The organism is Bradyrhizobium nivariense (genome assembly GCF_029846695.2).
In the GTDB taxonomy this organism is placed as follows: domain Bacteria; phylum Pseudomonadota; class Alphaproteobacteria; order Rhizobiales; family Xanthobacteraceae; genus Bradyrhizobium.
Genome location: NZ_JARWCR020000010.1, coordinates 140,609 through 162,346, shown reverse-complemented (window position 1 = coordinate 162,346; position 21,738 = coordinate 140,609). Strand labels below are relative to the sequence as shown.

Annotated in this window: 23 protein-coding genes, 1 other RNA gene and 2 pseudogenes; 19 read left to right on the top strand and 7 right to left on the bottom strand. The window is 62.8% G+C overall.

Going from position 1 to position 21,738, the window contains the following annotated elements:
• Nucleotides 1–206: 206 nt before the first annotated feature.
• From QCM77_RS11425 to QCM77_RS11405, 5 genes are all read left to right on the top strand, one after another.
• Nucleotides 207–527, top strand: a complete 321-nt coding sequence (locus tag QCM77_RS11425; protein WP_026232773.1) for a DUF4164 domain-containing protein — start codon at nucleotides 207–209, stop codon at nucleotides 525–527.
• Nucleotides 524–907: a cell division protein ZapA gene (locus QCM77_RS11420; protein WP_279662529.1), complete on the top strand. Its 384-nt coding sequence runs from the start codon at nucleotides 524–526 to the stop codon at nucleotides 905–907. The genes QCM77_RS11425 and QCM77_RS11420 overlap by 4 nt, the downstream gene beginning before the upstream one ends.
• Before the next feature lie 215 nt (nucleotides 908–1,122).
• A non-coding RNA gene (ssrS, locus tag QCM77_RS11415) (6S RNA) lies at nucleotides 1,123–1,282 on the top strand.
• A gap of 189 nt (nucleotides 1,283–1,471) precedes the next feature.
• Nucleotides 1,472–2,068, top strand: coding sequence for a 5-formyltetrahydrofolate cyclo-ligase (locus QCM77_RS11410; protein WP_279683536.1), 597 nt, complete (start codon nucleotides 1,472–1,474; stop codon nucleotides 2,066–2,068).
• Nucleotides 2,046–2,870: a TIGR00282 family metallophosphoesterase gene (locus QCM77_RS11405; protein WP_279683535.1), complete on the top strand. Its 825-nt coding sequence runs from the start codon at nucleotides 2,046–2,048 to the stop codon at nucleotides 2,868–2,870. Before QCM77_RS11410 ends, QCM77_RS11405 begins: the two co-directional genes overlap by 23 nt.
• Nucleotides 2,871–3,021: 151 nt before the next feature.
• On the opposite strand, the gene QCM77_RS11400 is transcribed toward QCM77_RS11405, so the two are convergent.
• The 5 genes from QCM77_RS11400 to QCM77_RS11380 all read right to left on the bottom strand — a co-directional run bounded on the left by QCM77_RS11400 (nucleotide 3,022) and on the right by QCM77_RS11380 (nucleotide 11,143).
• A complete protein-coding gene (locus tag QCM77_RS11400) occupies nucleotides 3,022–4,365 on the bottom strand; it encodes a c-type cytochrome (protein ID WP_279683533.1) in 1,344 nt (447 codons plus the stop codon).
• On the bottom strand, nucleotides 4,362–6,530 hold the full coding sequence (locus QCM77_RS11395; protein ID WP_279683532.1) for a xanthine dehydrogenase family protein molybdopterin-binding subunit: 2,169 nt from the start codon (nucleotides 6,528–6,530) through the stop codon (nucleotides 4,362–4,364). The genes QCM77_RS11400 and QCM77_RS11395 overlap by 4 nt, the downstream gene beginning before the upstream one ends.
• Before the next feature lie 8 nt (nucleotides 6,531–6,538).
• Nucleotides 6,539–7,003 carry a (2Fe-2S)-binding protein gene (locus QCM77_RS11390; RefSeq protein WP_279683530.1) on the bottom strand — a complete coding sequence of 155 codons (465 nt, stop codon included), beginning with the start codon at nucleotides 7,001–7,003 and terminating at the stop codon, nucleotides 6,539–6,541.
• 776 nt (nucleotides 7,004–7,779) lie between these two features.
• Entirely contained in the window at nucleotides 7,780–9,204 is a 1,425-nt protein-coding gene (locus tag QCM77_RS11385; RefSeq protein WP_279683529.1) for a methyl-accepting chemotaxis protein, read from the bottom strand.
• 190 nt (nucleotides 9,205–9,394) lie between these two features.
• On the bottom strand, nucleotides 9,395–11,143 hold the full coding sequence (locus QCM77_RS11380) for a methyl-accepting chemotaxis protein (RefSeq protein ID WP_279683527.1): 1,749 nt from the start codon (nucleotides 11,141–11,143) through the stop codon (nucleotides 9,395–9,397).
• A 206-nt stretch (nucleotides 11,144–11,349) separates the two neighbouring features.
• Here QCM77_RS11380 and QCM77_RS11375 point away from each other — a divergent pair, with 206 nt between their 5' ends.
• The 10 genes and pseudogenes from QCM77_RS11375 to QCM77_RS11330 all read left to right on the top strand — a co-directional run.
• Nucleotides 11,350–12,096: a YebC/PmpR family DNA-binding transcriptional regulator gene (locus QCM77_RS11375; protein WP_279662540.1), complete on the top strand. Its 747-nt coding sequence runs from the start codon at nucleotides 11,350–11,352 to the stop codon at nucleotides 12,094–12,096.
• Nucleotides 12,097–12,167: 71 nt separating this feature from the next.
• Nucleotides 12,168–12,695, top strand: a complete 528-nt coding sequence (ruvC, locus tag QCM77_RS11370; RefSeq protein ID WP_279662541.1) for a crossover junction endodeoxyribonuclease RuvC — start codon at nucleotides 12,168–12,170, stop codon at nucleotides 12,693–12,695.
• Nucleotides 12,692–13,309, top strand: coding sequence for a Holliday junction branch migration protein RuvA (ruvA, locus tag QCM77_RS11365; RefSeq protein WP_279662542.1), 618 nt, complete (start codon nucleotides 12,692–12,694; stop codon nucleotides 13,307–13,309). Before ruvC ends, ruvA begins: the two co-directional genes overlap by 4 nt.
• The gene (locus QCM77_RS11360; protein ID WP_279683525.1) at nucleotides 13,306–13,830 is read left to right on the top strand and encodes a hypothetical protein; all 525 of its coding nucleotides are present in this window, start codon (nucleotides 13,306–13,308) and stop codon (nucleotides 13,828–13,830) included. The genes ruvA and QCM77_RS11360 overlap by 4 nt, the downstream gene beginning before the upstream one ends.
• A complete protein-coding gene (gene ruvB, locus QCM77_RS11355; RefSeq protein ID WP_279662544.1) occupies nucleotides 13,827–14,879 on the top strand; it encodes a Holliday junction branch migration DNA helicase RuvB in 1,053 nt (350 codons plus the stop codon). The genes QCM77_RS11360 and ruvB overlap by 4 nt, the downstream gene beginning before the upstream one ends.
• 129 nt (nucleotides 14,880–15,008) lie before the next feature.
• Nucleotides 15,009–15,926 carry a metallophosphoesterase gene (locus tag QCM77_RS11350; RefSeq protein ID WP_279662545.1) on the top strand — a complete coding sequence of 306 codons (918 nt, stop codon included), beginning with the start codon at nucleotides 15,009–15,011 and terminating at the stop codon, nucleotides 15,924–15,926.
• 57 nt (nucleotides 15,927–15,983) lie between these two features.
• Complete coding sequence (locus tag QCM77_RS11345; protein ID WP_279662546.1) at nucleotides 15,984–16,193, top strand: hypothetical protein; 210 nt, start codon at nucleotides 15,984–15,986, stop codon at nucleotides 16,191–16,193.
• Entirely contained in the window at nucleotides 16,148–16,363 is a 216-nt protein-coding gene (locus tag QCM77_RS11340; protein WP_347882366.1) for a type II toxin-antitoxin system RelE/ParE family toxin, read from the top strand. Before QCM77_RS11345 ends, QCM77_RS11340 begins: the two co-directional genes overlap by 46 nt.
• Entirely contained in the window at nucleotides 16,320–16,493 is a 174-nt protein-coding gene (locus QCM77_RS11335; protein ID WP_347882365.1) for a type II toxin-antitoxin system RelE/ParE family toxin, read from the top strand. The genes QCM77_RS11340 and QCM77_RS11335 overlap by 44 nt, the downstream gene beginning before the upstream one ends.
• Nucleotides 16,490–16,573, top strand: a pseudogene (locus tag QCM77_RS11330) (acyl-CoA thioester hydrolase); the annotation flags it as partial. The gene QCM77_RS11335 and the pseudogene QCM77_RS11330, both read left to right, overlap by 4 nt.
• On the opposite strand, the gene QCM77_RS11325 reads toward QCM77_RS11330, so the two are convergent.
• Together QCM77_RS11325 and QCM77_RS11320 are read right to left on the bottom strand one after the other, a co-directional pair.
• On the bottom strand, nucleotides 16,552–18,198 hold the full coding sequence (locus QCM77_RS11325) for a recombinase family protein (protein ID WP_279683521.1): 1,647 nt from the start codon (nucleotides 18,196–18,198) through the stop codon (nucleotides 16,552–16,554). The pseudogene QCM77_RS11330 and the gene QCM77_RS11325 sit on opposite strands and share 22 nt — an antisense overlap.
• Entirely contained in the window at nucleotides 18,176–18,397 is a 222-nt protein-coding gene (locus QCM77_RS11320; RefSeq protein WP_279683519.1) for a hypothetical protein, read from the bottom strand. The genes QCM77_RS11325 and QCM77_RS11320 overlap by 23 nt, the downstream gene beginning before the upstream one ends.
• Before the next feature lie 888 nt (nucleotides 18,398–19,285).
• Between QCM77_RS11320 and ybgC the strand changes: the two genes are divergently transcribed.
• The 4 genes and pseudogenes from ybgC to QCM77_RS11300 form a co-directional block, all read left to right on the top strand.
• Entirely contained in the window at nucleotides 19,286–19,729 is a 444-nt protein-coding gene (gene ybgC, locus QCM77_RS11315) for a tol-pal system-associated acyl-CoA thioesterase (RefSeq protein ID WP_279683517.1), read from the top strand.
• Nucleotides 19,730–19,922: 193 nt separating this feature from the next.
• On the top strand, nucleotides 19,923–20,144 hold the full coding sequence (locus QCM77_RS11310; RefSeq protein WP_279683516.1) for a hypothetical protein: 222 nt from the start codon (nucleotides 19,923–19,925) through the stop codon (nucleotides 20,142–20,144).
• Nucleotides 20,145–20,206: 62 nt separating this feature from the next.
• Nucleotides 20,207–20,407: a hypothetical protein gene (locus QCM77_RS11305; RefSeq protein ID WP_057848204.1), complete on the top strand. Its 201-nt coding sequence runs from the start codon at nucleotides 20,207–20,209 to the stop codon at nucleotides 20,405–20,407.
• A gap of 638 nt (nucleotides 20,408–21,045) precedes the next feature.
• Nucleotides 21,046–21,549, top strand: a pseudogene (locus tag QCM77_RS11300) (TenA family protein); the annotation flags it as partial.
• Between the last annotated feature and the right edge of the window lie 189 nt (nucleotides 21,550–21,738).

Sequence of the window (21,738 nt, the reverse complement as noted above, 5' to 3'; positions counted from 1 at the left end):
GGTGCAGACCAGGAACCAGCCGGCCGGGATGCCCATGGCCGATCTAGCAGTGCATAGTTTCGCGGCGGCGTTGCGCTTCCCTAGCTTGCCACGTAAATTTCTGCTTCTAACCGCTTGCCGAACCGAGTCTTTTGCCGGGCGGCAAGCCCCAGAAAAAGCCCAAGGAAAAGCCCACGGGCAAGGCCACAGGTTCCGCCGCTGACTGCATGAACGATCGCGTATCCAACAGCTCTGCCATGACGGAGTCCTCCGCCGTCGAGATCGAGATCGCGACCCGCAGGCTCATGGCGGCGCTCGACTCGCTCGAAAGCGCGGTGGAGCGGCGGCGCGATGCCGATCGCGACGAGAACGAGCTCGCGGCGCGGATCCAGGCGCTGGGCGCGGACCGCTCGCGGCTTGCCGACGAGCTCGACGGCGCGCTGGTGAAAGCGCGCAAGCTCGAGCGCTCCAGCCGCGAGATCTCCGATCGGCTGGATTCCGCGATCGTCACGATACGCTCGGTGCTCGATACCGGAGAGGACGGATGAGCCACATCAACGTCACCATCAACGGCCGGCAATACCGCATGGCCTGCGAGGAGGGCCAGGAGGTGCGGCTGCTCAAGCTCGCCGAAAGTCTGGAGACGCGGATTCAGTCGCTACGCGGAAAATTTGGCGAGATCGGTGATGCCAGGCTCACCGTGATGGCGGCGCTGACCGTCTGCGACGAGCTGGTCGACGCCGGCAACCGCATCCGTACCATGGAGCAGGAGCTGACCGAACTGCGGGATTTCCGCAACGCCGCCGTCGAGCGCGCCCGGCTGACCCAGACCGCGGTCGTGAACGCACTGAACGCCGCCGCCGAGCGTATCGAGAAGTCGACCCAGGTCCTGAACCGGACCGTCGGCAACGGGATCGCCATCGGCTGACCGTGGGAGTGCTTGGGGCCCATCCTTCGAGACGCCCGCTTGGGCGGGCTCCTCAGGATGAGGTCTTGTTTCTCGGTAAAATCTCAAACCCTCATGGTGAGGAGCCCGCCCAAGCGGAGCGTCTCGAACCATGCAGGCCCGGCATTTTCGCCGCATCCGGGCGGCCGCGTGGGATCGCTATGGCGATTCGTCAGTAACGTTGTTACATTGCCTGGGCGAGGCTGCGGCGCGCGTCAGGAGCCATTATCCCCGGGGCCTTATCGATCCTTTAGGGAACTGTCCCTGGCCGGGCCCGTGGGCCCGGACATATGGTGCCCACCTACTTTCGTAGGGAACTCCGGGATCGAGTGCTTCAACGGCGTCCGCGGCTTCGTACTTGTACTTTCTGGCAATACGTTCTTCGAATTGCGTCCACGACAAACCGGCGGTCCCATTCACTCTCAGTGTCATGCCCCGCGAAAGCGGGGCATCCAGTACGCCGCGGCGTCGACGTTTGACTATTGGCGTCTCTGGAATACTGGATCGTCCGCTTTCGCGGACGATGACGGCGGAGCGAAAACGCACATGTCCAATTCGAAAGCCGAACTCCGTGCCAAAGCCCTCGCGGCGCGCGATGCGCTGAGCGAAAAGAAACGCACCGCCGCCGCCGCCAAGCTCGCCATGCGTGGGCTGCCGTTCAAGCTCGTGCCCGGCAGCATCGTGTCCGGCTATTCGCCGATCCGAAGCGAGATCGATCCGATACCGCTGATGAAAAAACTCGCCGAGGAGGGCGCTAGGCTCGCGCTGCCTTGCGTCACCGCGCGCGGCCAGTCGCTGATCTTCCGCATCTTCCATCCGAACGATCGCCTGATGCTCGGCCCGCTCGGCATTCCCGAGCCGTCGCCTGGGGCCGCTGAAGTCATCCCGGACATCATGCTGACGCCGCTCGCTGCGTTCGACCGTCTCGGCCATCGCATCGGCTATGGCGCGGGGCACTACGACCACACCTTCGCGCATCTGCGAAAAGCCAAGAACATCGTCGGCATCGGGCTCGCTTTTGCAGCGCAGGAGATCAAGGCGGTTCCGGCACTATCCCACGACGTGGCGCTGGATTATGTGCTAACGGAATCGGATGTTTTCGATTTCCGGAGTTCTGAAGTTGCGCATTCTCTTCGTGGGTGATGTCGTCGGCCGTAGCGGCCGCAACGCCATCGCCGAATATCTGCCCGGCATGGTCAAGGACTGGTCGCTCGATTTCGTCGTCGTCAACGGTGAGAATTCCGCCGGCGGCTTCGGCATCACGGAAGCGATCTATCAGGAGTTTCTCGACGCCGGCGCCGACGCGGTGACGCTCGGCAATCACTCCTGGGACCAGCGCGAAGCGCTTGTTTTCATCGAGCGCGCGGAGCGTTTGGTGCGGCCGGCGAACTATCCGCGCGGTACGCCCGGCCGCGGCGCCGCATTGGTTGAGACCAAGAACGGCAAGCACGCGCTCGTCGTCAACGCGCTCGGCCGCGTCTTCATGACCCCGTTCGACGATCCCTTCGCAGCCCTGGAGCGCGAGCTCGGCGCCTGCCCGCTCGGCATTGCCGCGGACGCCATCGTCGTCGATTTCCATTGCGAGGCGACCAGCGAGAAGCAGGGCATCGGCTTCTTCTGCGACGGCCGCGCCAGCCTCGTCGTTGGCACCCACACCCATGTGCCGACCGCCGACCACCAGATCCTGTCAGGCGGCACCGCCTACATGACCGACGCCGGCATGACCGGCGATTACGACTCCATCATCGGCATGCAGAAGGAAGAGCCGCTGCGCCGGTTCACCTCCGGGATACCGTCGGGCCGCTTCGAGCCGGCGGCCGGTGTCGCGACGCTCAGCGGCGTCGCGGTGGAGACGGATGATGCGACGGGGCTTGCGCTGCGGATTGCACCCGTGCGTGCCGGCGGCCGGCTGGAGCCGACGACGCCGAAATTCTGGCTGAGCTGAACGGTCGCACCACACACTCGGTGTCGTCCTGGCGAAAGCCAGGACCCATTACCAACGGCCGTAGTAATGGGCACATTCGTGGTCGAGGGCGTCGCGCCAAACAGGCCGTCGGGGTAATGGGTCCTGGCTTTCGCCAGGACGACACCAGTGATTATTCCGCCGTCTGCTCTCGCAACTCCGCCACGTCCTTCGCCGTCAGCTTCGAGCCCTTCGTCCCAAACCGCGCCGTGACGTAATTCGCGACCGCGGCGATCTCGTCGTCGCTATACGCATTGCCGAACGCGGGCATCGACAGCGCGCCGTCGGGTGTGTGGCGCTTGGTGCCTGACAGCACGATCTGCGCGACGTTGGTGGCGGCGGGGTCGTTGACGGCCCAGGTGCCGGTCAGCGTTGCCGTCGGCGAGACCGGGCTCTCGCCGCTCCAGCCGTGGCAGCTGGCGCAGGCGCTGGCGAACACGTTCTTGCCGCGTGCATCCGCCGTGACGCCGTCCTTGTGCGAGGCGGGCGCGACAGGTGCCGTGGTAGCGGGCAGATCGGACGAAGGCACCGGCGGCACGCTGCGCAGATAGGCGACGATGCTTCGGATGTCCTCGGGGGCGAACTGGCTAAAACTGTGATCGACAGCTTCGCCCATCGGACCCGAGGCCGAGCCGTGGCCCGGCGCGTGGCCGAGCGAGAGATAGGAAATCAGGTCCTCGTCACGCCAGCTGCCGAGGCCGGTTGCCTTGTCGGAAGAAATATTGAAGGCGCGCCAGCCGGCCGTGATCGCGCCGCCGAACTTCTTGCGGTTGTCGAGCGCAAAGCCGAGATTCCGCGGCGTATGGCACTCGCCGCAATGCGCCAGCGCCTCCGCGAGATAGGCACCGCGATTCCACTCCGGGCTCTTCGACGTGTCAGGCGTAAAACGCGTGTCCGGATTGAATACGGCCGACCAGAAGATCATCGCCCAGCGTTGGTTGAACGGGAACGACAGCGTGTTGTCCGGCGCCGTTGCGCGCACCGCCGGCAGGCTGAACAGATAGGCCTTCACCGCCAGCACGTCCTCGTCGGTCATGGTGGTGTAGGACGTATACGGCATCGCCGGATAGAGCCGGGCGCCGTCGTGGCGCTTGCCGCGCTGGACGGCGTTGAGAAAATCCTGGTCGCTGTAATTGCCGATGCCGGTGTCCTTGTCCGGCGTGATGTTGGTGGAATAGAGCGTGCCGAACGGCAGCTTGAAGCCGAGCCCGCCGGCATAGTCCTTCTCGCCCGGCTTGGTGTGGCAGACCATGCAGTCGGCCGCCTTCGCGAGATATTCGCCGCGCTCGACCAGGCTCGCCTTCTCGAGCTTCGCCGGCACGCCGGTCGGCTTGCCGGCACGGTAATCCGCCAGCGCAACCTTGGGGCCGCCCGCGAAGTCGAGCGGGCCGGGCCCGCGGATGATCCAGACGCCGAGCGCCACCACGACAATGGCGATCACGACGATGCCAGTGAGGATTCGCATCTTGCCGCTCATGCCTTTTTCCCCGCAGCCAGCAGTTTCCGGTCGATCGGCAGGCGCCGCAGCGCCACGCCGGTCGCAGCGTAAATCGCATTGCGCAGCGCCGGCGGTCCCGCCGTCGTGCCGGTCTCGCCAATTCCGCCCGGTGCCTCGCCGCTCTTGACGACGTGAACCTCGATCTTGGGCGTCTGATTGATCCGCAACATCCGGTAGTCATTGAAGTTGGATTGCTGGACGCGCCCCTTTTCGATGGTGATCTCGCCGTAGAGCGCGGCGGTAAGGCCGAAGATCAGCCCGCCCTCGACCTGAGCCACGATCGTATCGGGATTGACGGCAATGCCTGTATCCACCACCGAGGTCGCACGGCGCAGATTGACCTCGCCTTGCTCGTCGACCTCCGCTTCCACGACGGTGGCGATGAAACTCCCGAAGGACGGCTGCAGGCACACGCCGCGCCCGACGCGCGCCGGCAACGGTTGACCCCAATTGGCCTTTTCTGCCGCGAGATTGAGGACGGACAGGAAGCGCGGCTGATTGGCCAGCATTCCACGGCGAAACTCGACGGGGTCCTTGCCGGCCTTGCGCGCCAGTTCGTCCACGAAGCATTCGGCGGCAAACACGTTGTTGTTGGGGCCGACCCCGCGCCAGAACCCGGTCGGGATCGCCGGCGGTTCGGCCCGCACAAATTCGACGTGGAAGTTCGGGATCTCGTACGGCACGTCGGTGGCGCTGTCGATCGCGTCGATATCGATGCCCTTCTGGAACGCCGGCGGCAGCCAGCGCGCGATGATCGCAGCGCCGGCGATCTTGTATTTCCAGCTGGCGATCTTGCCATTGGACAGGGTCGCTGCGATCGTGTCGCGATAGACCGGTCGATAGACGTCGTGCTGAATGTCTTCCTCGCGGGTCCACACCACCTTGACCGGCCCGTCGACCTGCTTGGCGATGCGAACGGCCGCGACCACCATGTCGGGCTCGAGCTTGCGGCCGAAGCCGCCACCGAGCAGGTGCTGGTTGACGGTCACCTTCTCGACCGGGAGTCCGGCGGCCTTGGCCGCCTCCGACTGCACGCGCGCCATGATCTGCGTTCCGGTCCAGATTTCGCAGGAGTCGGGCTTGCAATGCACCGTGGCGTTCAACGGCTCCATCGTTGCATGCGCCAGGAATGGCAGCTCGAACGAAGCCTCGATCTTTTCGCCGGAGGCGAGGCCCTTGGTGATGTCGCCGGTGGATTTGGCGACCACGCCGTCCTTTGCGCTGGCGGCGCGCAAATCGTCCCAGATCGCTTTCGAATCGATCTTCGCGTTCGGTCCCTCGTTCCACTCGATGTCGAGCGCGTCCAGGCCTTTCTTCGCCGCCCACATGTGATCGCCGACGACGGCAACGAGATCGTCGAGCACGACGATCTGCCGCACGCCCGGAATCTTCTTGGCGGCACGGTCATCGACCTTGCCGACCTTGCCCCCGAAAACCGGGCACTGCGCTAGCGTTGCGAACTTCATGTTCGGCACGATGGCGTCGATGCCGTAGACCGCCTTGCCGTTGACCTTCTCGGGCGTGTCGAGCCGCTTGAACGGCTGGCCGATATAGACGAAATCCTTGGGGTCCTTGAGCGGGACGTCCTTGGGCGGCGTCTGGCCGCTTGCGGCAGCCGCAAGCGCGCCATAGGCAAGCGTCCGGCCGCTCGCCTTGTGGGTCACCTCACCCTTCGAGGTCGTGCAACTGGCGGGATCGACGCCCCATTGCGCGGCCGCAGCCTGCACCAGCATGGCGCGCGCACTGGCGCCGGCATCGCGCAGCGGCTTCCAGAACGCTCGGACCGACGTGGAGCCTCCGGTCGCCTGAATGATGAAAATGGGATTGCCGTAAAGCTTCTCGTTGGCGGGTGCGTGCAGCAGTTGGACCTTCGCCCAGTCGGCGTCGAGCTCCTCTGCCAGGATCATTGAGACCGCGGTGTAGATTCCCTGTCCCATCTCGACTTGCGGCATCACCAGCGTCGTCAGACCTTCCGGGTCGATGCGGATGAAGGCGTTGGGCGCGAACTTCCCATCGGTCGCGTCAGGCGGCTGCACCGGCTCGTTGACGGCGGCGCGCAGCGGCAGATGGAAGGCGAGCAGAAAGCCCGTGGCGAGGCCGCCGGTCAGAAGCGTGCGGCGGGAGACGCTGCTATGTGCGATCATGGCGGACCTCACGACTGCCGGCCGGAGGCGGCCTGCTTGATGGCCTCGCGGATGCGCACATAGGTGCCGCAGCGGCAGATGTTGCCGGCCATCGCGGCGTCGATGTCGGAGTCGTCGGGGCTGGGCGTTGCCGCCAGCAGTGCGGCGGCCGACATGATCTGGCCGGACTGGCAGTAACCGCACTGGATCACTTCGAGGTCGAGCCAGGCCTTCTGCACCTTCGCCCCCGCTGGCGTACTGCCGACATGCTCGATCGTGGTGATGGCGCGGTTCGCGACCGCGCTGACCGGCAATACGCAGGAGCGCACTGCCTTGCCGTCGACGTGCACGGTGCAGGCGCCGCACTGCGCGATGCCGCAGCCGAATTTGGTGCCGGTCATGCCGAGGACGTCGCGCAGCACCCACAGCAGCGGCATTTCAGGTGGCGCGTCGAAGGATTTCGTTTCGCCGTTGATGGTGAGAACAGTTGCCATATGCATCCCCTTGCTCGCTCGATCGCTTACGGCGATCTAGTCAGCGAATTTGCGCGCGACAATAATCATAACGATGCGAAACGATGAAGCGTCGAAGTTTTCTGCGATGCATATTTGCGCAGCGAGCCCGTCAGGCCATGACGTTCACGAATTTGTGCGGCGATCGCTGCTGTGATTTTGGGCTAATTGATATGATAACCGTCATTTTCTGACGTATTTTCTTCAGTTGCGCCGTTGCTCGGCGCACATGGCCGTGCGAACTCGCAAAATCATGCGATGACGAAAGTCGTGCGATTATGGAAGTCGATCGACGGCGCGGATTATCGCATATGATCTCAGCGGGGCCTGAGCGAGCGCCTCGTCCTTCGAGACGACCGCTTCGCGGCCTCCTCAGGATGAGGCTGACTGGCAGCTGTGCCTGTCGAAATTGCTGCCACATACTCCGTCCTCATCCTGAGGGCCCGCCGGAGGCGGGCGTCTCGAAGGACGGCCGCAGGGGAGATTCGCAACGCGGGTAAGAACGATGGCGCCGGCAGATGCTGACTCACTCGCGTGAGGGGTCTGACTCTTTATATGCGCAGCTTCGGAATAATAGCAGTATACGCCTGTTTTGCCCGACGGCGCAACGGCCGCACGAGGCGCCTAGATCGACGGCTTCATCAGGCGCTTAAGCCATTGATTCCGCTCGCCCCGGCTACTGTGCATGGGGTTGTTTTCGAGCTTTTTGATTCAGGGACGTCATAGCGCCGTCGCAGTAGGCGCGTCGCGACGGCCCGTCAGCTCTGCCGAAAGCCCATCCGGAAGGCGCCCCAGTGCTTGCCGCGGATCATGATCGGCGAAGACAGATCCTTCATCAGCACGAACTGCCCGCCGCCCATGTCGCGGCGATAGGTCTGGAGCAGGAACGGCTTGGTGTTGGCAGCGACCTTCTTCACTGCGCGATCGGTGAACAGGCGGCGGTTGCGGCAATTGGCGTTATTCCAGACCGGGTCCTTGCCCTGCGGCAGGCGGTAGTTCGGGTTGTGCGTCGGCAGATAGCCGCCCTTGGCCCAGGCGACGCAGAACACGATCCGGGAATCGGATTTCTGGATCGGATCCTGGATCGCGGGCAGCAGGCGGTCGGTGAACTCGACATAGTTGGTGTTGTACTGCTTGGGATCGCTGCCGAAGATTTCCCGGTAGTTCTCGTCCATGAGCTGGTCGAGCGTGATCTCGCCGCGGTCGATTGCGGCTTCGAACTCGGCCGAGATCCGCTTTGCGGTCTCGATGACGACGCGGATCAGCGGCGCATCGGATGTCTCCACGCCGCTGTCGGCGATCAGTGCGATCAGGCCTTCAGACGTGTCGAGCAGTTTTGTCACGCGCTGATCGGCGTGCTTGAGGTCGCGCGAGGAGAGGTCGACGCCCTTGGCAAGCTCGTTGAGTTCGCTGATGACGGTGTCGCAGTGTCCGAGATTGGAGGTCGCCGCGCGTGTGACGCTGCCGATTTCCGCTTCCACGGAGGCGAAGCCCTGCTGGACCCGCGAGATGATGCCGGAGATCTGCTGGGCGCCTTCGCCGGCAGTCTTTGCGCGCTGCGATGCGTCGCTGCTCTCCCCGATCAGGCCTTCGATCTGGCCGTCGAGATCGCGCACGGTGTCGGAGATCTGGTGCGTGGCCTGACGGGTGGCTTCCGCGAGGTTCTTCACCTCGCTTGCGACCACGGCGAAGCCGCGGCCGGCATTGCCGGCGCGTGCCGCCTCGATGGTGGCGTTGAGCGCGAGCAGATTGGTCTGCTTCGCGATCGCCTCGATCGAGCCGGACACCTTTGCCACCTGCGCCAGCGCCGAGCCGACGGCGCTCAAGCGTGCCTCGATCCGCTCCACTGCCGCGACGAGCTCGGAGATATGGCTCACCGCGGCGTCGACTGCGCCGCGCGACTGCGCGATCTCGCCGACAGCCGCTGACGTGGTCGATTGCACCGCCTGTGACGCATTGGCGATGTCGTGGTTGGCCGAGACCATTGTCTCGGCCGTTTCCTGGAGGTGATGGAACCGTTCCGACTGGTTCGCGACGCGGTTTGCGACTTCCTGGACGTTGCCGGCGATGTCGGCGAGTTCCACGCCGAGGCCGCCGATGCGGTCCGCGAGCTGATCAATCAGCCGTTCGGCAAGTGTTCGGTTGGAGTCGGTGTCCAGTACTGCAAGTTGCACGACGGACATGTCTTGAGAGTCCTCCAGTCAGAGCCGTTCGCCGGCTCTCCGCGGCATTCCCATTCCAATTCCAATCCTAAAGGATGATTCGCGGCCGGCGTCTTGCCTGAGCGTGCACTCAGGCGCAATTCGCGCCTTAGCTCTGTGGTTTGGGTATGACCTTGCCGAAAAGCCGCTGCACACTTTTTCGGATCATGTCCTAGAGCTTGTAAGCCGTGCGAAATCCGCCCCAGTGCCGGCCCTGCACGCGGATCGGGACGTCGATCTCGCGCATCATCACCGTATTTCCGTTGCCCATGTCGCGCGCATAGCTCTGGACCAGATACGAGCGCAGGTTGTGCGCGGCCGCCAACCCCGCCGGATCGTTGAAGATCCGCCGGTTGCGGCTGTTGGCCGTGTTCCAGGCGGCATCGCCCGGCCGCTGCGGATGCGAATAGATCCTGTTATGCACTGGCAGGAAGCCGTTGCGATCGACCATGGCGCAGAACGCCATGCGCTGGTCCTTCGCCAGAAAGGCCTCCTGGAACGGCGGCAGCGCGCGGTCGGCCCAGTCCAGATATCTGGTGCGGTATTGCTGCGGATTGGTTCCGGCGATTTCGGCATAATCGGTGTCGAAGAGGTCGTTGATCCCGACATCGCCGCGTGCGACCGCCTGCTCGAAGATCCCGGTCAGCGCGTTACCCGCCTCCATGGCACGGGTGACGAACTCCGTGTTTTCTTCGTGGATCGACCAGAGCCTGTCCTCGATCTTCTCGTTGAGGACGGCATCGGGATTGACGAATTGCGCGCGGGCGCCGGCCTTGGATTGCTCGACCACGCGCAGCCGGCAGGCCCCGACGTCTTCGAGGGTGCCTTCGATCATCGCTTGCGGTGCAAGGCGGCCCGCGTCCGCGCCGCCGATCAGCACGCCGTCCATCGATATCTCGTAGACCGGCAGCATCCCGCGAGCGGTTTCGAGCTTGAGATGGCAGGGCAGCCGCTCGGTCTTGCGGCGGTCGTCATGCGCGCTCTGGCGGAGCAGCACGGCGCAGCGCGATTTCAGTTTCTGTGCGAAGGCGGTCACGGCCTTGCCGGCGCTGGCGACGTTCTCGCCGTGGGTCTCCGCCGCCTTGGTCGCAGCATCGATCTCGGCTGCGCTTTCGCCGACCGAGACGATGAATTCCGACGCACTTGTCGCGTTGCCGGAGACTTCGCTGGTGGTGGCGTTCTGTTCGGCGACCGCGCCGTTGACGGTCTCGAATACCGGGCGGATCGCCTCGATCGCCTGCGAGATGCGGTGCACCGCATCCGCGGAGCCGGCGGCGTCGCGCTGGAGCGCCTCGATCTTCCTGGTGATCTCCTCCGTCGCGCCCTGGGTCTGCACCGCGAGTGCCTTGACCTCGGTGGCGACGACCGCAAAGCCTTTTCCCGCAGCGCCCGCGCGCGCGGCCTCGATGGTCGAGTTGAGAGCGAGCAGCGTCGTCTGCCGCGCGATCTGCGCGATCAGATTGACGACGTTGCCGATGGCGGCCGAGGATTCGCGCAAGCGATCGACATTGGCGCGGGCTTCCTGCGCCGCTGCGCTGGCCTCGTCGGCGAGCTTGCCGGCCTCGCGAACCTGCGCCCCGATGCCCAGCGCCGACTGGGTGAATTTGTCGGCGGCGTGGGCGAAGGTGGAGGCGTTCGATTGCGCAGCGTTGGTCCGGCCGGTCAGGGCGTCGGTGCGATCGCGGATGGCGGCAAGCGTCGTGGCGGTCGCCTCGGCGCCGCCGGCCACCGAATTGGCGGCGCGCTCGAGCTGGCGAATCATCGCTCCCAGCTCGAGTTCCAGCAGTTCCAGGATTTCCTTGGCAGAATCGCCTTCGACGGCCCCGGCAGGCTCGGAATTGGCCACCGGCTGCGCAGCCTGCGGGGCTGCCGCAGGCGCAGCCATGTCCGGCAGACGCTTCCGAAATAGTCCGAATGCCATCAGGTCTCTCTTGTCGGGGAACGGTCGGACGCTATTTTCGCAGGCTGGAATGAAATCAGGGTTAACGATGCCTGACATCTAGGCACGGGCCAGTACGGTGTTACCTTAAAGTCGTAGAGCCTCTTTCTTTCCAGTGGGGTGGCGGCCTATAAGGCCGCGCTTCCCACGCTCACCTTGGCGCACGATTCCGCTAGAGAAGATCACGCATGGCCGGACATTCCCAATTCAAGAACATCATGCACCGCAAGGGGCGGCAGGATGCCCAGAAGTCGAAACTGTTCGGCAAGCTGGCGCGGGAAATCACCGTCGCAGCCAAGCTGGGGACGCCCGATCCCAACATGAACCCGCGCCTGCGCGCGGCCATCATCGCGGCGCGCCAGGAAAACATGCCGAAGGACAATATCGAGCGCGCGGTCAAGAAGGCACTCGGCAATGAGAGCGAGAACTATGACGAGATCCGCTACGAGGGCTATGGCCCCGGCGGCGTCGCCGTCATCGTCGAGGCGCTGACCGACAACCGCAACCGCGCCGCTTCCGACATCCGCTCCTTCTTCACCAAGTCGGGCGGCAATCTCGGCGAAACCGGCTCGGTCTCCTTCATGTTCGACCATACCGGCATCATCGAATACGACCGCAGCGTCGCCTCCGACGATGCGGTGCTGGATGCCGCGATCGAGGCCGGCGCCGACGACGTGATATCGAGCGAAGGCGGCCACGAAATCTACGCCTCGACCGAAGGCTATCGCGACGTTGCCAAGGCGCTCGAAGCCAAGTTCGGCGAGCCGCGCAAGGCCGCGCTGATCTGGAAGCCGCAGAACACGATCGCGGTAGACGACGAGACCGGCGAGAAGCTGCTCAAGCTGATGGACCTGCTCAACGAGCACGACGACGTCCAGCACGTCTACGCCAATTTCGAGGTGTCGGACGCGCTGCTGGCGAAGATGGGCGGGTAGGGGGCCACTTCCCCTGTTACTTCCGTTCTGTTTCTGTTTCCCCCACGGCAGCCAGCCGCTATCACTGGCCCATGACTGCGCTCCCGATTCGCGTCCCCGTTCGCATCATCGGCATCGATCCCGGCCTGCGCCGCACTGGTTGGGGCGTGATCGAGGCCGAGGGTAACCGCCTGATCTACGTTGCCTGCGGCTCGGTGGAACCGCCGGACGATTTGCCGCTCGCAAGCCGGCTGCTCGCGATCCATGAAGGGCTCGCGGCGGTCCTGTCCGATCACAAGCCGATGGAAGCGGCGGTCGAGCAGACTTTCATCAACAAGGACGGCGCTGCGACACTGAAGCTTGGCCAGGCCCGCGGCATTGCCATGCTGGCGCCCGCAATGTTCGGCATCAGTGTTGCCGAATACGCGCCGAACCAGGTGAAAAAGACGGTGGTCGGCGCCGGCCACGCCGACAAGCACCAGATCGCGATGATGCTCAAGATTTTGCTGCCCAAGGCCGATCCGCCGTCCGCGGACGCCGCCGACGCGCTCGCCATCGCCATCACCCACGCCCATCATCGCCAGAGCACGGCGCTCAGGCTGAAGGTGGTGGGGTTATGATCGGCAAGCTCAAGGGCCTGATCGATTCCTACGGTGAGGATTTCGTCCTCCTCGACGTCGGCGGCGTCGGTTACCAGGTGCATTGCTCGACGCGCACGCTCCAGCATCTGCCGTCGCCGGGCGAGGCCGCCGTGCTGTCGATCGAGACCTATGTGCGCGAGGACCAGATCAAGCTGTTCGGCTTCCGCACCGATCAGGAGCGCGAATGGTTTCGCCTGCTCCAGACCGTGCAGGGCGTCGGCGCCAAGGTCGCGCTCGCCGTGCTCGGCACGCTACAGCCTTCCGACCTCGCCAACGCGATCGCATTGCGCGACAAGGCCGCGGTGGCGCGCACGCCGGGCGTCGGCCCCAAGGTTGCCGAGCGCATCGTCACCGAGTTGAAGGACAAGGCTCCGGCCTTCGCCAATGTCGATCCGGCCGTGGTGCATCTTGCCGGCGCCGTCGACGACCAGCGCGCGCCGCGCCCCGTCGCGGACGCGATCTCCGCGCTGGTCAATCTCGGCTACGGCCAGCCGCAGGCGGCGGCGGCGATCGCATCCGCATCGCGCAGCGCCGGCGAGAGCGCCGAGACAGCGCAGCTCATCCGGCTAGGCCTGAAGGAGCTGTCGAAGTGAGTGCGGTCCGCGCCAATCCCGTCGCCGTTCTTTTTCGTCGCCTTTCGCGCGTGGCCGGCATCGTCGTGATTTTCTCCGTTGTGGGGCCGCTGACGATCGCCGCGCTGGTTTCGGTGACGGCGCTCGGTGCCGCGGTGCTGCAGATGTTTCTTGCGCTCCTCGGGCTGGAGGCACTGCGCGCCCTGGTTTCGATCGCGATCGTGCTGCTGGCCATCGCCACGATTCTCGCCTCGTTCCTTCCCGCAGTCGCCGCCGGCTTAATATTCGCGCTGGCCGCGGTCTACGCCGACCTCAACATGATCTGGATGGCGTGGCTCGCCGCGGCCATGGCCGCCGCCGGCTTCGTCGCGTTTGGTATGTTCGTTGTGCCCTCCGAAGCCTCAGCGGTGATCTTGCCGAGTGTCCATTCCGCGCCCGGGGCGGTGAAGCTTTCCGCGATGCTCGCCATCGTCGCCGTCATTCCGGCCAGCCTGTGCTGGTGGCTCGCGAAACCGCTGCACCGTGTTATCCTGCCCGCATGAATACTCCCCCCCGCATGGTCACGCCCGAGCGCCGCAGCGACGATGTCGGCGACACTGCGCTGCGCCCGCAATCGCTGTCCGATTTCGTCGGCCAGCAGCAGGCGCGCAAGAACCTATCGATCTTCATCGAGGCGGCGCGCAAGCGCGGCGAGGCGCTGGATCATGTGCTGTTCGTCGGTCCGCCCGGCCTCGGCAAGACCACGCTGGCGCAGATCGTGGCCAAGGAGCTCGGTGTCGGCTTTCGCGCAACGTCGGGCCCGGTGATCGCCAAGGCCGGCGATCTCGCCGCGCTGCTTACCAATCTCGAAGAGCGCGATGTGCTGTTCATCGACGAGATTCATCGCCTGAGCCCGGCGGTGGAAGAAGTGCTCTATCCCGCGATGGAGGACTTTCAGCTCGACCTCATCATCGGCGAAGGCCCGGCGGCGCGCTCGGTGAAGATCGAGCTGTCGAAATTCACCCTCGTCGGCGCCACCACGCGCGCCGGTCTGCTCACCAATCCCTTGCGCGACCGCTTCGGCATTCCGGTCCGGTTGAATTTCTACACGATCGAAGAGCTCGAGAGCATCGTCACCCGTGGTGCCCGCGTGCTCCATGTCGGCATGAGCGCGGACGGCGCCAACGAGATCGCGCGCCGCGCCCGCGGCACGCCGCGCATCGCCGGCCGGCTGTTGCGCCGCGTGCGCGATTTTGCCTCCGCCGCCGATGCAGCATCGATCGACCGCAAGATCGCCGACCACGCGCTGAGCGCGCTCGAGGTCGACGCCGCCGGCTTAGATGCCATGGACCGTCGCTACCTCACGACCATCGCGCAGAACTACGGCGGCGGCCCGGTCGGCGTCGAGACCATGGCCGCCGCTCTGTCCGAGCCGCGCGATGCAATCGAAGACATCATCGAGCCCTATCTGATCCAGTGCGGCTATCTGCAGCGCACTCCGCGCGGCCGCCTGCTCACCTCGCACGCCTTCCGCCATCTCGGCATCAGCGAGCCCTCGCGCGATGCGGCGGCACAGTTCGGCCTGTTCGGCACCGACGAGAGCGACGACTGACCTGCGCAAGTGCAGAGTGCTCGGGCTGTCATGAATTTCCGGTAATCTCGTGCAGAGGGTCTGCACAAACATACCCCATTTTCGCTCCAATCGGATCGCATCAAGAAGCTGCATCACGATCGGGCTTCCATGATCACGCGTCGTCATCTCATCCGTTCCATCGGCGGCCTGTCCGCTCTCGCCGTCTCGACCGCCGCCTATGGCGTCGGCGTCGAGCCGGTGCTGCGGCTTAGCGTCACCCGCTATCATCCGACCCCGCGGCAATGGCCATCGGATTTTCCGCTGAAGATCGCCGTGATCGCCGACATCCATGCCTGCGATCCCTGGATGTCGCTGGAGCGGATCGAGGCCATCGTCGATCGCACCAACGCGCTGAATGCGGATATCATCGTGCTGCTCGGCGACTATGTCGCCGGCCTGCACCAGGTCACGCGCATCATTCCGGCGAGCGAATGGGCCAAGGTACTGGCCGGCCTCAGGGCGCCGCTCGGCGTCCATGCCGTCATGGGCAATCACGACTATTGGGAGGATAGGACCGTGCAGCAGGCAGGGCACGGGACGACGATCGCGCATCGTGCGCTGGAGGCCGCCGGCATTCCCGTCTACGAGAACGACGCCGTGCGCCTCACCAAGGACGGCCGCCCGTTCTGGCTCGCCGGCCTCGGCGATCAGCTCGCCTTTCTGCCGGCGCGGCGCTTCCGGACAACGGGGCGCTTCGGTGCCGACGATCTCGCCGCGACGCTCGCAAAGGTCACCGACGACGCGCCGGTGATCCTGCTCGCGCATGAGCCCAACATCGCGCCGCGCGTGCCCGCGCGCGTCGCGCTGCAACTGTCCGGCCACACCCATGGCGGCCAGATCCGCCTGCTCGGCTGGTCGCCGGCGGTTTCGCGGCAGCATGGCCTCCGGCTCGCTTACGGTCACTTTCGGCTCAAATGCGACGTCATCGTTTCCGGCGGCCTCGGTTGCAGCCTCATGCCGGTCCGCGTCGGCGTGCCGCCGGAGATCGTCGAGGTGACGCTGGGGCGGGGGCCGGTGGTGGCGTAGTCGCTAAATTTCGGCAGGCGTCTGGGCACATGCCTGGGGCTGCGCTATACTGATCTGATGAATTCTGCCATCGAGAAAGCTGTCGAAGCCCTTGAGTTGCTGCCTGAGGAGATGCAGGGGGCAGCGGCTGATTATCTGTTGTCCCAAGCCAAGAAGTTTCGAGCGCTCAAAGACGCGATTGATGAAGGGATGGCAGACGTGGAAGCTGGACGCGTAGTCCCGTGGGACCTCGGCGAATTCCTCAGGCAAACTCGGGCGAAGCGATAGGGGGCCGCGTGCAGGTTGTTCTGTCCTTGCGCGCTCGCACAGACCTTCTTGAGATCCATTCATATCTCGCCGGGCGTAGTTCGGCTGCAGCGGATCGATTGGCCGCAAGATTCTCAGAGCGGTTCGATGAGCTACGGAAGTTCCCCCCTTATGGGGCCGGATCGGAGTGAGTTGAGGGTGTCACTTCGAGGTTTGTCGATTGACGGTTATATCGCTTTTTACCTCGTCGAGCTTGATCGAATAGTCATTGTGCGAGTCTTGGATGGACGTCGAGATATAGAGCGAGAGTTTTCGAAATGACAGCTCATCTCGACGGCGAGATCCGCGATGGCCGCCACCACATGCAGGTCCGCGTCTATTACGAGGACACGGATTTCTCAGACTGGACGTTGTCGTAACAGATAAACGTGCTGATGTTCCCTGTTTTGGGACAGTTTTCTGGGAAAAGCTGCGGGCTGAAAAGGGCTGCGGCGTTCAAGTACGGGGTGTACTCGTAGGGCATCCGCTTGCGCACCGGATGCACTATAATGCAGTCGAGCAGGTTACGGAAAGCGACACGGGTCTCGATCGCCTTCGGATTTGTCTTGAGCGCGGTGACCAGTCTCTTTGCCTCCGAACAATATCGGTCACCAAACCTCGGATGATCGAACGGGATCACGTTTTCGCCACCGCTGCGGAGCAACCGCAGGCGCTCCTCGACAGTTTCCCGCTCCGCGTCACATTCATCTATCCGCTTGACTAACTCATCCGGCTTGCGACGGCTGTTCGCGATCGCATATGACAAGCGTTCGATCTCAGTGTTCAGCACATGGCACCGACGCTCTAGGTTAGAGCGTTCGCTGTTCTTTTGCTGATCGCTCTTCCGCTCCTCCTTCCAGGCACGCATCGCCTCTTCCATGGCTTTCGGAGAAAGCAATCTTACTTCCATTTTTTCCGCAACATCGTTCAGTAGAACGTCCATATCAAAGCTGCGGGTATGCTCGCAGGTGCTTCGCTGATGCGCGTTGGCGCATGCGGCGCGTGGTCCGCCATTCCGGGAGGACTGAGCGATTCGCATATGGCCATAGCAAACGCCGCACCGAAGCACTCCTGCAAGCGGATGCTCGTTGTTGCGCGGGACCACGGGTCGGCGCCGCGGCTTGCCGGTCGGTCCGAACATGTGGATAGCGCGCTCACTGCGAACCTTCTGCGCTCTATCCCAGAGGGTTTGGGGAACGATCCGCAGATCGGCGTTTTTGACGATGATGTGGCGTTCTTCCGGATTGCGGCGCTTCTGCTTCTTCTGCGTTTCCGGATTGAGAATTGTTGAGCGAACATTCCAATGTATTTCGCCGATATACAGTTCGTTGCCGATAATGCCGCGACCATGGCGGCCGCCAGTGATGCACTGATGATTCCAGGTGGTACGACCAGCCTTGTTCTTATGACGAGTGGCCCCAGGCGAGGGAACGCCTTCGCGGGTGAGATCGGCGGCGATATCTCGCGTTGAACGGCCCGACGTATACTCGATGAAGATACGGCGCACGATCTTCGCTTCGCTCTCATCGATCATCCGCTCGCCAGGCGCGCCCGACCTTGGCCGATAACCATAGGCGTATGAGCCGGGAATTCTTCCGTTGCTGACAGCGTTATCGTGCCCGCGCCGAACCTTGTCGGCGAGCTGTGGCTTGTAGATCGTATTGTAAAGACTTGCGATGCTGATGTCAGTCGCCGTTGCATAAACGCCTTTCTGATCCATCAGCTCAACGCGGTTGAACTCAAACACCTGCTTGAGCCGCTGGATTGTGGCGGGGTCGCGCGACAAGCGGTCGAAATGCTCGACGATGATCACGTCGAAGTCTTGCTTTCGCACACCTTCGAGCAAACGCTGATAGCCATCGCGCTTGTCTTCGGTAAGGCCAGACTTTGCAGCGTCGACAAATTCACCAACGACATCAAGGCTATTGCGTGCGGCGACCTTCCGGCAGAGTAATAGCTGACCATCAATCGAGGTCACTTTTTGCATGTCGCTCGAGTAGCGGGCGTATATCGCGGCCCTCTTTTTTTGTGATGGTGTCGCCATCCCGTTCCTCTATCGACTGCCCCGAAACGCCTTGTTCATCCCGCGCAAGCTGCCGTCCAATGGCACGCGCCAGCTCAAGCCAAATTTCCTCATTGTTGGGATTGTCCCAACTTTGCAGGTGAGAAGGATCAAGCGGTCGCATGATCGCCTTTTGGCCCCGAGGCGATCGGATTCGGGTACGCATTACAGCGAAGCCTTCACAAGCTACCGTAAATTTCTAGCGCGCGCTATGGATAGGCGACAGGGATCACGTGCGGCGTTCGCATGCTCCGTTCGGAGGCTCGATCGAAGCCCCTGCATTCGGCTTTCGCCCGATGCGGATCGCCATCCGGCAGCAGCCTCAGTCGGCAAGCGCCATGACCTGACAAGAGTCATGACAGGGCGACGGATGACTTTTGCTCCTGCAGCGCTCATGGAAGTCTCAATTGGCAATGGCGAGTCTATTCATGTTGACTGTTGCAGTCGTGAATGAAAATGAGATTCTTCGAATGTCGGGCGCGAGCGCGTCGCTGCGAAGGTAATCGTAGGTCGGAGGGAATTTGCTAAGCAAAGCGGAGTAGAAATACTTGTGTCTGAGGGGGCGAGACATCCGATTCATCCGGTTCATAGCTTGACGATGCCGTTTTCGCAGTCATTACACGACGAACGTCATTGAATCGGACGCAAGGCACGTCGGAGTCGCACCGACCCACTGGCGTGCGACTCTGGGACCGGATGGATCTAACTGCTTGCGCGCGCCTGCGACGCAAATCCTCTGCCAACTCCTGGCAACCATCGGAGCCGTCATCTGCCCCGCTGCGGGAGACGAGGCCAAAGCAGCTGACTGCTATTGGACCTGCCCTAACCTTCCAGATATCATATCGAACAACGTACCAGCACTGCGGGCGAGAACCGCTTCGGCGCTTGCCCGCCCGATGCGCACAGCGCGAACGAGAGGGCGCTGCAATGCCCAAGATTTTGATGATTGCTTGGAAAAGCGCGTCCGTGCAAGAGAACGAGTTCTCGAAAACCCAACAAGGGAAATCGCACTGTGACAGCCTCTCTTGACGGCGAAATTCGCGATGGACGCCATCAGATGCAGGTCCGCGTCTATTTCGAAGATACGGATTCCGGCAAAATTGTGTATCACGCGAATTTTTTACGCTTCATGGAACGCGGCAGGACGAATTACTTGCGCCTGCTCGGAACGAGTCAGCACGCGCTGCTCCAAGAGGCGCGGAACGATGCGCCCGGCTTTGCCTTTGTAGTCCGGTCGATGACAATCGATTTTCTAAGGCCGGCAGTCTTGGACGACGTGCTTGACGTCGTTACTCTCCCGCAAGAGGTGAGAGGCGCGTCAATTACCTTACTGCAGGAATGCAGGCGCGCAGAGGATCTCTTGGTCACGGCGCGTGTACGTGTGGCGTTTATCTCAGGCGGAAGAGCGCAGCGTATCCCGAAGGCGCTGCGGCTTGCTATGGAAGGGCATAAATGAAATCTGCTCCTAATTCAAGCCTTGGCCGTCCGGCGACAAACGAAGAGGTGCGTCGCGCCGCGGATCGGAGGCGCATAACTCCTGTGCTCTGTAGCGTGCAAATCGGACAGACCGGATGCGCTGTTGGCAAGCTCGCAGCACGCCGTGCCCGTGCTCACTTGGCCCCGTGTGCAAAGAAAAGACGAAGGTCGGCGTGAAGGCGCGCCAGCGCCCGGCCCGGGACCTTTCCAAACGTCTGGATGCCGCGCTCGTCGCGGATGAATTTGGCAGCACCGGTGGTCATACCCGCCGCCAGCAGCGCATTAATGCGTGCTTGAACTTCGGGCACATACCGAATCTCTCCGGCATCAAATCGCTGGCAAAACTGACATCTGAGCGAGTTCACGCATCGGACCAGCGGATAGGGGGCAACTGATGGAGAGTTGCGCCTCAATGTAGCTGTGCTAGTACGCCCACTCTCGAATCGAGGAGCTAAGAGTGGCGAAGAAGGCAAAGAAGACAGCTACGAAGAAGAAACCTGTGCGTCGTGAATACACGAAGGCTGACGTGAAGGAGCTACGCGCTCATTCGAAAGCGAAGACTCCGGTTGCGAAAATTGCGAAGCTCACAAAGCGCTCCGAAGGCTCACTTCGCCAAAAGGCGCTCAAGCTTGGAATCCGGCTCGGTCACCAGCGCTAGAAGTCGGCATCATGACGCGCTTCAATAGAGTGTTCTCGACCAGAACGTTGTTGCAGATCATCTGCGTTCTTGTCGCTGTTGTCACAATGAAGTTGTTGGGCGCTCATTATGACTGCAGCTGGGCAGCCGCAGTTGCGGTTAACAAGAACACCTTGGCAGGCTGAGCAGAAAAGAAGTACGCCTAGTGGCGAGCTATCACGCGGCGTTCAACCGTACGAAGTAACGGCGCCTTCAGAACCGCAGGGCGAAGAGGACCAGTCAAAAATCTAGTGCGGGCGATTTCCCCATATGTGCGGCAGGACTCGAACCAGCAACCAGGCCGTTACGAGCGGTAAAATAACGAATAGCTTCGTTGATTTTACTGCCTTTCCGGTTGATTTTGGTCTCATTGGTTGTGGTTTGTCGAGTTCGTTTCTGGTGCGAAACTGGTGCAGTTCTTCCAATCGAAGCTTGGACTTAGGGCGTTGCGTTCTGTTAGTGATAACGTGGGAAGGCATCTTGATGCCGGCGACGAGGCGAATTCTTTATGCCATTTTGCCGGCTGATCGCCGCGGCCTGCCCAGGTCAGCGTCTCGGTCCGCGCGCTATCGGTAGCGAGCAAAAAAGGGTTCATCGGAAAGGAAGCTAGGCGATAGATCGTGAGTTTCTTCGAGCGTCTAAAGACAGAAGCATCCGCTGAGTGGCGGGCCTATACCGAGCATCCCTTTAGGAACGGATTGGCAGACGGATCGCTCGCCGAAGCGGCGTTTCGTCACTACCTCGGAACTACCTGTTCCTCATCGAGTTTGCGCGAGCCTACGCGCTCTCGGTCTACAAGTCGCCCAAGCTCGCCGACATGCGTGAAGCAGCAGCCGGCCTCTCGGCAATCCTTGATGTCGAGATGAACCTTCATGTGAAGCTCTGTGCCGGTTGGGGTCTATCGCCGAGCGACCTTGAACAGACCCCCTCCGGGGGTCGGGATGCTGGCTTACACACGCTACGTTCTGGACGCCGGAATGCGTGGCGATCTGCTGGCACTCAAGGTGGCACTTGCCCCCTGCGTGATTGGGTACGCGGAGATCGCAACGCGGCTCGCCTCGCGACCCGATGCGGACGCTGCGGCTAACCCCTATCGCGTTTGGATCCTCTTACGAGCCGGCAGCGGTTCGCCTATTGCGCGTAGGCGCATTTTCCATGGAAGTGTGCTGACCAGTGATTGGTCGTTTGCGTGTTACGTGTGGAACTACTTTTCTATCAATTACTCGCGGCGTATAGAGGCTCGCGACGTGACCGTGGCCTTCGATGAAGGCACCAGGAAACCATTCGTGAAATCGAAGTGCGCGGAAAGCGCG

Excerpts from the sequence above, each read along its gene's own strand:
- QCM77_RS11425 (WP_026232773.1), top strand. The coding sequence starts at position 207 with ATGAACGATCGCGTATCCAACAGCTCTGCCATGACGGAGTCCTCCGCC.
- QCM77_RS11420 (WP_279662529.1), top strand. The coding sequence starts at position 524 with ATGAGCCACATCAACGTCACCATCAACGGCCGGCAATACCGCATGGCC.
- QCM77_RS11410 (WP_279683536.1), top strand. The coding sequence starts at position 1,472 with ATGTCCAATTCGAAAGCCGAACTCCGTGCCAAAGCCCTCGCGGCGCGC.
- QCM77_RS11400 (WP_279683533.1), bottom strand. The coding sequence starts at position 4,365 with ATGAGCGGCAAGATGCGAATCCTCACTGGCATCGTCGTGATCGCCATT.
- QCM77_RS11395 (WP_279683532.1), bottom strand. The coding sequence starts at position 6,530 with ATGATCGCACATAGCAGCGTCTCCCGCCGCACGCTTCTGACCGGCGGC.
- QCM77_RS11390 (WP_279683530.1), bottom strand. The coding sequence starts at position 7,003 with ATGGCAACTGTTCTCACCATCAACGGCGAAACGAAATCCTTCGACGCG.
- QCM77_RS11385 (WP_279683529.1), bottom strand. The coding sequence starts at position 9,204 with ATGTCCGTCGTGCAACTTGCAGTACTGGACACCGACTCCAACCGAACA.
- QCM77_RS11380 (WP_279683527.1), bottom strand. The coding sequence starts at position 11,143 with ATGGCATTCGGACTATTTCGGAAGCGTCTGCCGGACATGGCTGCGCCT.
- QCM77_RS11375 (WP_279662540.1), top strand. The coding sequence starts at position 11,350 with ATGGCCGGACATTCCCAATTCAAGAACATCATGCACCGCAAGGGGCGG.
- ruvC (WP_279662541.1), top strand. The coding sequence starts at position 12,168 with ATGACTGCGCTCCCGATTCGCGTCCCCGTTCGCATCATCGGCATCGAT.
- ruvA (WP_279662542.1), top strand. The coding sequence starts at position 12,692 with ATGATCGGCAAGCTCAAGGGCCTGATCGATTCCTACGGTGAGGATTTC.
- ruvB (WP_279662544.1), top strand. The coding sequence starts at position 13,827 with ATGAATACTCCCCCCCGCATGGTCACGCCCGAGCGCCGCAGCGACGAT.
- QCM77_RS11350 (WP_279662545.1), top strand. The coding sequence starts at position 15,009 with ATGATCACGCGTCGTCATCTCATCCGTTCCATCGGCGGCCTGTCCGCT.
- QCM77_RS11345 (WP_279662546.1), top strand. The coding sequence starts at position 15,984 with ATGAATTCTGCCATCGAGAAAGCTGTCGAAGCCCTTGAGTTGCTGCCT.
- QCM77_RS11335 (WP_347882365.1), top strand. The coding sequence starts at position 16,320 with ATGAGCTACGGAAGTTCCCCCCTTATGGGGCCGGATCGGAGTGAGTTG.
- QCM77_RS11325 (WP_279683521.1), bottom strand. The coding sequence starts at position 18,198 with ATGCAAAAAGTGACCTCGATTGATGGTCAGCTATTACTCTGCCGGAAG.
- QCM77_RS11320 (WP_279683519.1), bottom strand. The coding sequence starts at position 18,397 with ATGCGACCGCTTGATCCTTCTCACCTGCAAAGTTGGGACAATCCCAAC.